The organism is Moritella viscosa, assembly GCF_900120065.1.
Lineage (GTDB): Bacteria > Pseudomonadota > Gammaproteobacteria > Enterobacterales > Moritellaceae > Moritella > Moritella viscosa.
In genome coordinates, this window is record NZ_FPLG01000039.1 from 153,003 (window position 1) to 165,121 (window position 12,119).

Here is a 12,119-nt window from a genome sequence, read left to right on the forward strand (position 1 = left end):
CGTTTATTCGTTGTCATGTACGTAAATCGAAAGGGGGCGCTATGTTTTTTAATGATTTACGACGATTCAAAAATAACATTGCGTTGATTGATGCTAAAAGTGGTGAACAAATTACTTATTGCGAGATTGATGAGCAAGTTGATATTTTAGCGAAGAAACTTGGTTTCCATAAAGAGTTGGTGTTTATAGAATCAAGAAATACGATTAAATCGGTGATTTGTTATTTAGCATGTTTAAGGAGTAATAAAGTTATCTATCTCGCAGATGATTTTGAAAGTGAAAAGTCTGCGCAACTCATCAATTATTACCAACCGAACCTACTTATTGATGCCTCTGGGCATATCCATCATCATTCACACCTTGTTTATCTTTTACATACTGATTTAACCTTGTTGTTATCTACTTCTGGTACCACAGGTACGCCTAAGTTTGTTAAGTTAAGTTCGAAAAATTTGCAGTCAAATGCCGAATCTATTGTCGAATATCTTCATTTAAATGAAGCGGATATTGCGTTAGCGCACTTAAAGTTACATTACTCTTATGGTTTATCAATTCTACATACACATCTACAAGTTGGCGCATGCACTGTGTTTAGTCAGAAAGGTGTATTGGATACGGAGTTTTGGGATGATTTAGTCGCTTATTCTGCGACTAGTTTTGCGGGCGTTCCCTATACATTTGAAGTTTTATTAAAAACCAATTTTGATTTTAGTTGTTATCCAAGTTTACGTTATGTTACTCAGGCTGGTGGTAAGTTAGAGGATTTTTTAGTTAAGGAATATGCTTTGCAAGCGCAGGCAAATGGTATTGAATTTTTTGTCATGTATGGGCAAACAGAAGCGTCACCAAGAATATCGTATCTTCCCCCCGATTTAACGGTGGATTTCCCTGGTTCTATTGGCCGTTCTATTCCGCAGGGGGAATTGTTTATTGTTGATGATGATGGGCAAAATATCAATGCGCTAGATACACCAGGGGAGCTGGTTTATCGGGGTGAAAATGTGATGATGGGTTATGCTAGGTCGATTGATGATTTAGCTATTGATGCAACCCCGCCGATGCTGTTTACGGGAGATATTGCTTGTCGAACACAGCACGGCCTTTTTTATCTTATTGGTCGGACTAAGCGCTTTGTTAAGTTGTTTGGGCTACGTATTAATCTTGATGATGTCCAAAGCTTTGTTAAAAAGCGGTATCCGCACAGTGCAGTGACCGGGAATGATGAAAAAATAATTATTGCGTTAGAAAACGCTCAAAGTGGGCAAGATAAAGTTCTGAATGGTGCTGAGAGTCAAGCGCTGATTACTCGCTTAAGTGATACTTATGCATTGCCGCGTGATAAATTTATGATTTCTACGTTTCAATCGCTTCCACTACTCGAAAGTGGTAAATATGATTTACGCACGATCAAGCAGCAGGCTTACAAGAAGTACACAGTCGGTTTTCTACAACGCTCGCTTAATACCATCGCGGCGATTCTAGAATTGGATACAAAAGAATGGGACAGTATCTCTTGTTTATTTCGGGTTGCTTTAGGATTAAAAGAATTAGCGTTAAGTGATAATTTTAATGATTTAAATGCAGACTCTCTGTCATTTGTATATTTATCTGTAGAGCTAGAGCACTGTTTGGGTAACGAACTACCTGATAACTGGCAAATGTGTAGTATCGAAGAGCTTGAATTAATTTATACAGCGGTACGGTTTGATGATTAAATATATGAATAAACTCCCCCCCATTTTTACTGTTAACACTTGGTTGCCGAAAGGTTTCGCTAACGTTAAAACCACCACTATAGGGTTATTTTTGAACTTGTTGATTTAGATCAGTTTTTTAGTTTTCCAGTACGTTAGTATCCCGATTAATTAATCTAATCAAGGAGGCTATGTTGGTTAACACGTTTAAAACCCTGTTTAAATTTATGTTAGGGAGTATCAGGGATCTTGCTCCTATCATTCTTGTCATCCTATTTTTCCAGTTAGTTGTTATTCAGCAACCTTTACCGAATGTCGGCCAACTGCTTATTGGTGTTCTGTTCGTATTATTAGGATTAACCTTCTTTATCCATGGCCTTGAACAAGGCTTATTTCCCATTGGCGAATCTATGGCTCACGCGTTTGCGCGTAAGGGCAGTGTCGGTTGGTTGTTAATTTTTGCATTTTGCCTTGGTTTTGGTACGACTGTGGCAGAACCTGCATTAATTGCTGTTGCAGCAGAGGCGGCGAGGGTGGCCGCGAGTGGTGATCTAATCGGGTCAACACAAGCCGCAATGGATGAATATGCACAAGGTTTAAGAATGAGTGTGGCCTTGAGTGTCGGTATTGCGATTGCAATTGGTGTGTTGCGTATTATCAAAGGCTGGCCATTACAGTGGTTCATTATTGGTGGTTATATACTGGTGGTGATCATGACCATGTTTGCGCCAGCTGAAATCATTGGTATTGCTTATGATTCGGGCGGTGTAACGACGTCAACGATTACGGTACCGCTCGTAACTGCGCTCGGCGTGGGACTTGCTTCTTCTATTAAAGGCCGGAACCCGATGATTGATGGCTTTGGTCTTATCGCGTTAGCGTCGCTTAATCCGATGATTTTTGTAATGGCTTATGGAATGGTGATGCTATGACCTTTATTGATATGTTAAATCAAATCGGCTTGACAATCATGACAACGTTCCATGATGTTTTGCCTATTGCTGCGATATTATTTGGTTTCCAGTTTGCCGTTATTCGTAAACCTTTACCTAATTTAGGCCGAGTATTAATGGGTTTTTTGTGGGTATTACTTGGTTTGTCACTGTTTTTGATTGGCTTAGAGTGGGCATTGTTCCCACTTGGTCGTTTGATGGCACAACAATTAACAGACCCTACGTTTCTTGCCAGTGTTAACAATATAGAAGTCGTGACTGAAAATATACGTGAACTGGTTTGGACTGATTATTATTGGGTATACCTGTTCGCATTTTTAATCGGTTTTGCAACGACGATCGCGGAACCGTCTTTGATTGCTGTGGCGATCAAAGCCAATGAAGTATCGGGTGGTGCGATCGGCATTTGGGGGTTACGTTTATCCGTTGCGCTAGGTGTCGCGATTGGTATCTCGCTTGGTTGCTATCGTATTGTTGTTGGTGACCCGATTCATTGGTACATCATGGCGGGTTATGTGGTGGTTGTTTCACAAACTCTTGTCGCGCCAAAGTTAATTATCCCACTAGCTTACGATTCAGGTGGTGTAACAACGTCGACGGTAACCGTGCCACTCGTTGCAGCACTCGGATTAGGATTAGCAGAAACAGTACCAGGACGTAATCCTATCATTGATGGTTTTGGTCTTATTGCCTTTGCAAGTCTATTTCCGATCATGTCGGTGATGGCGTATGCACAAATATCGCAGTGGATCAGTACTCGTGACAAAAAAGCTGCTACTAACTAATTAGTGAATGTTGATGAGTCAATACAGTTAAAAATTATGAATTGTTGGAGAAAAAAATGCATTTTAAATTAATTGTCGCCTTTGTCGAGGCCGGTCTTACGGATGGGATCATGGATGCTGCGCGCAGTGCTGGTGCAACAGGTGCCACTATTATTAATAACGCGAGAGGTGAAGGCTTAAAGCAATCAAAAACTTTCTTTGGTTTGACGCTAGAAACGCAGCGTGATGTTTTATTGTTTATTGTTGAAGAGCATTTAAGTCGACATATCTTAGAAGAAATTAATAAAGTCGGCCAGTTTGATGAAAAGCCGGGTTCGGGTATTGCGGTACAAATTGACGTGGAAGATGCGGTTGGTGTTAATCATCAAATTAGTCAATTAACTAAAGTTGTGGAGAGTGAACTGTGACCAAAAATTTAATTAAAGCCAATGCTGTGATGACGCAAGATTATATTTGTATGGACGGTATGCAGACAATTCGTGAAGCGATTGATGCGATGAAAAATAATGATATCAAGGTGATCATTGTGAACAAACGTGACCAACATGATGCTTACGGTATCTTGGTATTATCAGACATAGCCAAGCAAGTATTAGCCAAAGACCGTTCACCCGATCGTGTTAATATTTATGAAGTGATGGCAAAACCGATCGTATCTGTACCGCCGCAAATGGATATTCGTTACTGTGCTCGGTTATTTGAGCGTTTTGGTTTATCTCACGTACCTGTGATTGAAAATGAAGATATTCTAGGTTTGATTGGTTATAAAGAGTTGGTTCTACACGAGCTATAATGTGTTAATCGAGTCAATAAATGATATAAAAAAGGCGGCCATGTCACTATTATTACAATAGGAAGTCGCCGCCTTTTTAGTGTCTTTTTACGTATTAAGTCAGAAGTTAATAATGATTAAGACGCTAGTACGAGAACGATGAGTGCAGGGCAAACTACACGTACGTACCAAGGCCATATTTTCCAAAATAAACCATCTTCGATCTCTGTATTACCTTGTTTAATTTCGGTAAGTAATTGATCACGACGCCATATCCAACCCACTAATAATGCGAAAATTAGCGAAAGAATAGGTTGCGCATAAACGGTTGTTGCTGTGATAACTAAGCCAAACAAATCGCCAAAGTTAAAGATGATCACTGTTGAAATCAACGTAATAATACCGCCAATCCACCAAACAACTGTAGAGCGTTCTTTATTTAATTCTTCGGTAGCACAAGATACTGGTACTTCTAACATTGCGATAGATGAAGTTAGGGCGGCAATAAGCATTAATACAAAGAACAAAATGCTGATGACAATACCCATGGTGCCCATGGTATCAAACATAGCAGGTAATACATTAAACACTAACGTATCTGAGCTAAGTAAGGCGCCAGCAGCGTCATAAATTTCAACGCCATTTTTCTGTGCCACGAACATTGCTGGTAAAATCAGTAGACCCGCACCAAATGCAACACCAGTATCGAGTAGTGCGACTTGCACGGCTGTTTTTGGAATATTGGTATCTTTACTTAAATATGAGCCATATACCATCATTGCACATACGCCTAACGATAATGAGAAGAACGCTTGACCCATCGCACTGATCACTAAGTCTGAACTTAGGTGTGAGAAGTCAGGAACAAGGTACATTTCAAGACCTTCACTCGCGCCATCGAGTGTTAAGATATAAGCCGTCAGCAAACCAAATAAGATGAAGAGTAATGGCATTAAACGTGAAGACCAGCGTTCGATACCATCAGTAACGCCGCTTTTAACAACATTGATCGTCATGAGCATAAAGATAACCATCATCACCAAGTTACGTTCTGTACCAAACGAATCTACCCATTCAGCTGCTGCATCAAGACCGATAAGTGTAAACAGTGGAGACAATAACGAACCTAATAACCAACCCGCAACAATTGCGTAAAAGCTTAAAATCATCGATACGGCAACCATACCTGCAATACCTAAACCTGCAGCAGCCATTTTTTGTTTTGGCCAAATAGATTGAATTGATTTAATTGGATTCGCTTGACCGTGACGACCGATTGTTAGTTCGGCCACTAGTAATGGGTAAGCTAGAATAAACACCATCAATAAGTAAACAAGTAAAAATACAGCCCCGCCGTTACTCGCAGCTTGTGTAGGGAAACCCCAAATATTACCGACACCGACTGCAGAACCTGCTGCTGCCATGATGAAGCCGAATCGAGACGAAAATTGTGCTCTTGAACCTGTTGCCATTTTTATTCCAACGTATTTCTTGCCGAGTTAGTGGTTAATTTTGCGAGTCGTACGCATGGTTTATCGTAATGTAAACCTTTGTGTACACATTGTCAAAATTAGATTTTAATTAGATTGGTGACAAGTAGAACAGTTTTATCGTATCATTAAAAGCCCGAAGGGCGTATGTTTCATTTATTCGTGCTTAATCAGTTTATAATTTAATCAATTCATTAATATTAAGCTTATCTGACTCATCTGAATCTTTTTATTTAATATATAAAACTTCAGCGGCATGCCCTGGTATTATCCTAGATCTTACTCTCATTCTCTAACCAGCTGAATTTGATAACCTATGATTTTCTCCAAACTTAATAGTAAAACGCTCCATTTTTCCGATCACAAAAAGGGATTAATAGTTTCAATACTCGCTTCTTGTTTATTTGCATTACAGCCCTTGTATGTACAGTTCCATACGATTTAAAAAATCGTATTTTTATAGATGATATATAGATATGCGCCTAATTATCTTGCTAAAACAGGATAAGTAAAGAAGATAAGATGCACGAAATTAAAGAGTAAATGAGCAAGTACTGCGCACCATAAGCGGTTAGTAAAGTGAAATACCAAGGCATAACCTAAATCGGCTAAAGTGGCGAATATCACCAATAATGTACCCCCAGAAAAATGAGCTAAGCCAATTCGCCATTCAAAACGACAAATCAAACTCAGTCTTAATCGCCCCAAAGTATGCAGCAATAGGTAAGAGAGAAAGTAAAAGAGGAAGTGTTATAGTTAGAATTCTATATTTGGTCGACCGTTGCATAATGCTCGCGTAATTGGTGCGGCGTCCTAATTAGCGCGTTTGTTAAATGCCTATTTCGCTGCATTGCCGAGTACCCAGAAGCCTATGGGCCAAGCTGCGAGCAAAGAATAAGTAATTAGGTTTGCGTTACGTACTTTATTCTTAATACTGAGAGGAGGTAGCGATTTATTGATGCTCTTTGACACAAAATACTCTGACCACCATGAAACAAAGAAGAAGGGAAGCAACAATACTAATCCCGCGACAGGTATCATCCAACTTAAGTCTTTCTCGTATGGTATCAGCCAAGGTGCTTGCCAAGTAACGGCTAACACTTTACCCATGACTGAATCAATGCCGTAGGCACTACCACCGCCTGTCACCATTTGGACTATGACGAGTAGTAACCAAGTAATAGGAATACCTATAATGGTTGAAGCCAAATTAGAGATGCTTACCGTTTTCAAAGATTGACCAATCGACAGCTCCAAACTCTTTGATATATACAATGATTCAATAGTGATGATTGGTACTAGCGAAAGCAAAAATGCTGGCATTGCTAAAAATAACATTGGCACACCTGCATTAGCATATGCCATGCTTGGAACAGTCAAAGTCAATAAGACTAGCGTGATTTTCGTCGATTTATGCACAATTTCCTCTTGGTGTTTGTATAACTGGATCCTCGACTTACCAAATTAATTCACCTCAATGAAAGTAGATTAATCAATTGAAAAATTAGATTATATTTCAATTTTATTAATTACATTTTTATTGGAAAACGAGTCAACCTGTAAATTATTTAGTCTTATAAGTTATATACAAAAATTGCTATGTAATTGAGTATATTAATATTAATTTTAGGCTGCAAGATAAACTTGACGGCCTTTTGGCAATTCGAGACTGCTTTCAGAAAAATGCCAATAACACTGTATAAAATCATCCAATCTAACCGTTTTCACTATGCATAAATATGATCAACTCAGTTGGTAAATTTTGCATGATAAAATGTATAGAAAGTCGATATGAGTATATTGTGGGTGAGCAGTTACTCTGAGCCAAAAAGGGGCAATTTTTGAGTTAGCTAGGCTAGCTAACTCGTTCGTGGACAAAAATGGCTTAGGGCTTAAGCTTCAAAGCATACTGTTCGCATTACAGAAAAGTCAGGTTAAGTTGCAATTAGTACTCAGATAACATTTGTTACTATGCAGACCATGCCTGAATTTGAACGCTTAGAATAATAAACACTCGGCAAGGAAAGCTGAAAATACCGAGTGTAAAAATCGTTTCGATGTATTTTATTTAAATACTATGCATATTTTCCGATGATAGAAAGGAGGTCTTCAACATTGTTTGCAATGTAATCAGGCTTAACTTCCCAACGTTCAGGCTCTGAACGACTATATGCCGCAGCTATAGAAATTACCTTGGCATTATCTCCAAGCGCTGACTGCAAATTTAGTGTCTGCTTCATGGTCACCATTGTACATCAACAATTGGCTATTTGTATTACCAAAAATTGATTCAACGCATTTTATGCCTCCAAATGGATGAGGCTTTTGCTTACCATTTGATACGTCACCGTAACCAACAATCGCTTTAAATGGAGTATCTATTCCATTATGTCTAAGTACACGACGAATATTATTTTGTGAATTCTGAGAGCAAATACCATGATGAAGTTGTGAAAACCGCTCTACAACATCTTTAATACCATCAAAAAGCGTAACCTCAGTTTGATTTTTATCTTGATGCTCTGCCCACATACTCCCAGCTCGAATCATTTCATCATGAGATAAACCATAGTAATCTACATAGAGATCTTGCCAGTTTTTAGCACCGTGATTAGCTTCATGGTAAAGATCTTCGCTCAGCAAATACTTCGGTAAATTGTCACCCGTTAAATGTGGAACAACGATAGATAGAATAGCTTTTGTGATATCCATATTCTTGGGTACTGAATTAACTAGAGTTCCGTCATAATCCCACAGTATTGCATCTAATTTCATTTCATTATCTCGTTATCAAACAAACTGGGTTAAATCATACACCTTGTAACAAGTAGTGCATATGCATAACAGTTTATTACCCATGTTAAAAAACTACATTGTATTACTCCTGTATACAAACCCTGTTTTAACGTAAGGACAAACATACGAACCAGTCGATTAAAGCCTTAGTTTGGCTAACTAACACAGGACTTGTTTTCAATTCATTCACAAAACTGATGCATAATAAAATATCCATGAGTAGTTGCACTAACTCACTTTGGGGCAATTTTGAGTTAGCTAGGTGAGCCGGCCTGTTTGTGGGCATAACTGCGTCAGAGTTATTTTACTAGCCGATAGTCATTAGCTTTTGTAGGGTAAGTGATGGTATCTAACTGATACTATAACCAATTAACCTTAACGTGTGTTATACGGAGTGATCGGTTTTTAAATTGTAAGTGCAATATAGTAATGTCACATTTTGGTATACTTGGTCGTTACTAATCCAAGTATCGAGTTGTGCCATGTTACTCACTATGGCTGATATTGAAATATACTGAATTAACACCATCAAAAATGTTATTGATAAACGTATCTCTGGCGTCGATGCTGCCGCGCTTCTTAACTTCAGTCCACGACAAGTATATCGACTGACGAAGCAATATTTAAAACATGGTACTGAAGGTTTGATTTCACATAGACGTGGCAAGCTCAGTAACCATCACCATTCTTATAAATTCAAGCAACACGTTCTAGAGCTAGTGCAAATCCATTATCTCGATTTTGGTCCAACTCTCGCACACGAAAAACTCACAGAGCTACATGTTATTTCTGTGGGCATTGAAACACTACGTCAATGGATGGACTGTGGCGATCACATGCCAAACGCAAACATCAGGTATATCAACCTCGCTCTTTGCCCAAAGTTCGTCGGACATTAGGTATGAAGTAGGCCGTTGATTTACGAAAATCGGGTAAGGTCAGTCCGACTTGTAATATCTTTCAACTATTTGTATCTAAGTGTAACGATAATGATAATCACTTGTATTTAGGGTGAAAGCTCTGCAGGATATATACCCTTGGTTGTTAATCATCCGATATTTGCTTGATAAATGCTGTAATCATCCAGTATTTGATCTGCAAGGGTTGTTAATTATCTGATATTAGGTCAATAAGTAGGAAAAAATAAAATGAAAAAAAACATATTTATGCTCAGTACACTGCTGCTGGCATCTTCGGCTGTATTAAGCCAACCCTTTGAAGTCACAAACAATATGACGGATGGTGCAGTCAATATTGTTAAACAGTTAACTAACAGCCAGAATGTTGTATATTTCAATGCAGCTTCGCTTTTAAAGGAAGGCGGTGAGTTACAAAAACTGACCTTACAGGAGATTGAACAGGAGGTTGTCGGTAATAAAAATAAGTACCTGTTAGATTTTTCATCGTTAACCAGCCCTGAACAGAAACAACGTGCGCTCGATAAAGTCAGTAAAATTACTGGTATTTCCTTTGAGCAAGACTTCCTTGTTATTTCCGCATTCAAAGGTTCACTCCTCTATACTCCAGTCAGCAGCCCAGAAGACCCTAATGTCAGTGCCCTGGAAACAGCAAATATCACAACCTTACCTGCACCGCTGACCATTCAAAAGCGACAAGGCTCACCGCAGGCCATTCAAAAGTCACAAGGCTCACCGGCGCTTTCTTTCTATGTGTCAGCTAACCGTCCTATATCTGATGGGGAGTGCAGTTTTAGTTCGGGGCAATTATGGGGTTCATCAGAAAAATCGGTTTATTGCGATACTCCCAACATATCTCTAATTTATAAAGTGGATCTCTTGCGTTCACTCCCTGTCAAATTCGGCAGTCAGACTGCGCCTGATAAAAAACTGGTACGTGTGACGCTGGCTGGGGAATCCCGGGGGAGTGGTATACATCTGAATGACAGCATTGACCGAACGTTACGGTTTAAACCTGGCAACGGTAGTACTTTTGATGGCTGGGTAGGACAGTACACCTATGATGCTATTGCCCTTGACTATAAGGTCGGTGTCTCTTCGTCGAACGGTAAGGCAAGGGTTATTTATAAATACCCAACGGACAATGTTCAGAGTAATTATGAACACCGAGAGGTTGAAGGCTTCACCATTGGTGGAACTACTGGTGTTGAAGTGAGTAAAGATGGACCGAAAGCCAAATTGGAAGCTAATGCTTCTTACTCTTCACAAAAATGGTTCTCGTATAAAACAACGGATTACGCCATTAAATTATCCACCCCCAATGATCGCACATTTGTCACCACATGGCAGAGAGAAGAATATAAATCAGCAAACGACCTTCGAACCCAACACACCCAGGAGTTGACCTCCAATGTTCCTAGTGACATCATTAACAAGTCTCTGATCAAGCCAATTGGCTACAGCAATTTCACCCCTCAGATGGAGGTGTTCTATGCAGCTAACTCTGATGAGACAGGCAAAACCAGTTTCACCATCGATACGTCAGTCAACTTTAGCCCAATCCGTATGGGTATTTATCGACATTTCATTGGTATTGGTGCTTGGAGAACTTTTCAGGGAAGTGATTTTACCCCGAAGCGTGTGAATGTAGAGCGCACCTTTAAAGTGAATTGGGATCATGCAATCTTCCTAGGTGGCAATCCGGTGAATTTGCAAATGGGTGCGTTTAAAAATAAATGTATCTCTGTTGATCACAGTAATAACGGCACTATTGCGCTTGTAGGCTGTGATCGTAAGGATACTAAACAGTCCTTTATCTACGATGAACTGGGACGCTATGTGTCAGTCGATGATATTTCGCAGTGTCTGGACGGCGACGACCTGAGCAGGGTTAGCCAATGTACGCCATCTCTGACGCAGCAGTGGGATTGGAACGATGACCTGTTGAAGAATGAGTACGACGATCGGGTATTATCAGCCAAGACCAAGAGCAATACGTTGTTCTTGTCTTCAAATTCGTCAGAGAGGGGAGGTAAAAATCGTACGTTCACGTTCAGCACTAACATCTATGATACAGGCAAGGCAGCAGGGTTCTGTAATATCCACTCGTGGGATGGTGACTCCCAGAGTGGCAATGTTGGCGATGTCTATTATTATCGCAACCCTTACACGAAAACCAATGACTACTTCCGCCTGAATAAAGAAAAGTATGGGTACTTCCCAACAGATCAAAGCAGCAGTCAGGACTGGGAATATATTGGTAATAGTAGCTGTGATCAGATAATAGAAATCTAATCCGAACTCATTAATAGGCTGCCTTACCAGTCAGTTCACTGGTTGAAGGTTTTGCCATTCGCAGAGAGTCCTTTCTAGCACTGGAATTTCAGTGCTGGCTGCGACTCTCTGCGTTTACCGAGTCCGATGGACTGGTTTGTTAAATGCTTAAGCTCGCTATTCAAACTTTTCACTCAACACCAATTCACCCAACTCATTTTCACTATAAATGAGTAAAAGGGCGCCTTGAGGAGAGAAGTGAAACTCTACTTGGCCATATTGGGATATCAAAAATAGTTTCCTTTTGCCAAAACAACCTCTGATACCATCAGGCATACCAAGTTTACTCTGAACTGAGTATCTATGGTCTGCTGCAGTAAACTTATATATTGCAATTTCAACTTTAACTTTAACTTCCTTACTCATTACTCTCCAAGC

The 12,119-nt window shown here is 39.7% G+C and carries 13 protein-coding genes; 7 read left to right on the top strand and 6 right to left on the bottom strand.

Annotated features, from left to right (window positions below):
- The first annotated feature begins 41 nt into the window (after nucleotides 1-41).
- The 5 genes from BT797_RS06820 to BT797_RS06840 all read left to right on the top strand — a co-directional run bounded on the left by BT797_RS06820 (nucleotide 42) and on the right by BT797_RS06840 (nucleotide 4,225).
- Nucleotides 42-1,715 (top strand): AMP-binding protein, encoded by a 1,674-nt coding sequence (locus tag BT797_RS06820; RefSeq protein WP_045110044.1) that lies wholly within the window; start codon nucleotides 42-44, stop codon nucleotides 1,713-1,715.
- A gap of 170 nt (nucleotides 1,716-1,885) precedes the next feature.
- Entirely contained in the window at nucleotides 1,886-2,626 is a 741-nt protein-coding gene (locus BT797_RS06825; protein ID WP_045110045.1) for a DUF1538 domain-containing protein, read from the top strand.
- Nucleotides 2,623-3,432, top strand: a complete 810-nt coding sequence (locus tag BT797_RS06830) for a DUF1538 domain-containing protein (protein WP_045110046.1) — start codon at nucleotides 2,623-2,625, stop codon at nucleotides 3,430-3,432. Before BT797_RS06825 ends, BT797_RS06830 begins: the two co-directional genes overlap by 4 nt.
- A gap of 56 nt (nucleotides 3,433-3,488) precedes the next feature.
- On the top strand, nucleotides 3,489-3,839 hold the full coding sequence (locus tag BT797_RS06835; protein WP_045110047.1) for a P-II family nitrogen regulator: 351 nt from the start codon (nucleotides 3,489-3,491) through the stop codon (nucleotides 3,837-3,839).
- Complete coding sequence (locus BT797_RS06840; protein ID WP_045110048.1) at nucleotides 3,836-4,225, top strand: CBS domain-containing protein; 390 nt, start codon at nucleotides 3,836-3,838, stop codon at nucleotides 4,223-4,225. Before BT797_RS06835 ends, BT797_RS06840 begins: the two co-directional genes overlap by 4 nt.
- 116 nt (nucleotides 4,226-4,341) lie before the next feature.
- On the opposite strand, the gene BT797_RS06845 is transcribed toward BT797_RS06840, so the two are convergent.
- From BT797_RS06845 to BT797_RS06855, 5 genes are all read right to left on the bottom strand, one after another.
- Nucleotides 4,342-5,676, bottom strand: a complete 1,335-nt coding sequence (locus BT797_RS06845) for a sodium-dependent transporter (RefSeq protein ID WP_045110049.1) — start codon at nucleotides 5,674-5,676, stop codon at nucleotides 4,342-4,344.
- Nucleotides 5,677-6,180: 504 nt separating this feature from the next.
- Nucleotides 6,181-6,381 (bottom strand): CPBP family glutamic-type intramembrane protease, encoded by a 201-nt coding sequence (locus tag BT797_RS23585; protein ID WP_217653253.1) that lies wholly within the window; start codon nucleotides 6,379-6,381, stop codon nucleotides 6,181-6,183.
- A 150-nt stretch (nucleotides 6,382-6,531) separates the two neighbouring features.
- Nucleotides 6,532-7,113, bottom strand: coding sequence for a hypothetical protein (locus tag BT797_RS06850; RefSeq protein ID WP_052678294.1), 582 nt, complete (start codon nucleotides 7,111-7,113; stop codon nucleotides 6,532-6,534).
- Nucleotides 7,114-7,769: 656 nt separating this feature from the next.
- On the bottom strand, nucleotides 7,770-7,934 hold the full coding sequence (locus BT797_RS24085; RefSeq protein WP_211705588.1) for a hypothetical protein: 165 nt from the start codon (nucleotides 7,932-7,934) through the stop codon (nucleotides 7,770-7,772).
- The gene (locus BT797_RS06855; RefSeq protein ID WP_211705586.1) at nucleotides 7,894-8,469 is read right to left on the bottom strand and encodes an HAD family hydrolase; all 576 of its coding nucleotides are present in this window, start codon (nucleotides 8,467-8,469) and stop codon (nucleotides 7,894-7,896) included. The genes BT797_RS24085 and BT797_RS06855 overlap by 41 nt, the downstream gene beginning before the upstream one ends.
- A gap of 560 nt (nucleotides 8,470-9,029) precedes the next feature.
- Between BT797_RS06855 and BT797_RS06860 the strand changes: the two genes are divergently transcribed.
- Together BT797_RS06860 and BT797_RS24540 are read left to right on the top strand one after the other, a co-directional pair.
- A complete protein-coding gene (locus BT797_RS06860) occupies nucleotides 9,030-9,389 on the top strand; it encodes a helix-turn-helix domain-containing protein (protein WP_339391039.1) in 360 nt (119 codons plus the stop codon).
- A 249-nt stretch (nucleotides 9,390-9,638) separates the two neighbouring features.
- Nucleotides 9,639-11,702, top strand: coding sequence for a leukocidin family pore-forming toxin (locus BT797_RS24540; protein WP_075471417.1), 2,064 nt, complete (start codon nucleotides 9,639-9,641; stop codon nucleotides 11,700-11,702).
- Between the two features lie 156 nt (nucleotides 11,703-11,858).
- On the opposite strand, the gene BT797_RS06870 is transcribed toward BT797_RS24540, so the two are convergent.
- Nucleotides 11,859-12,107 carry a hypothetical protein gene (locus BT797_RS06870; protein ID WP_075471419.1) on the bottom strand — a complete coding sequence of 83 codons (249 nt, stop codon included), beginning with the start codon at nucleotides 12,105-12,107 and terminating at the stop codon, nucleotides 11,859-11,861.
- Nucleotides 12,108-12,119 lie beyond the last annotated feature (12 nt).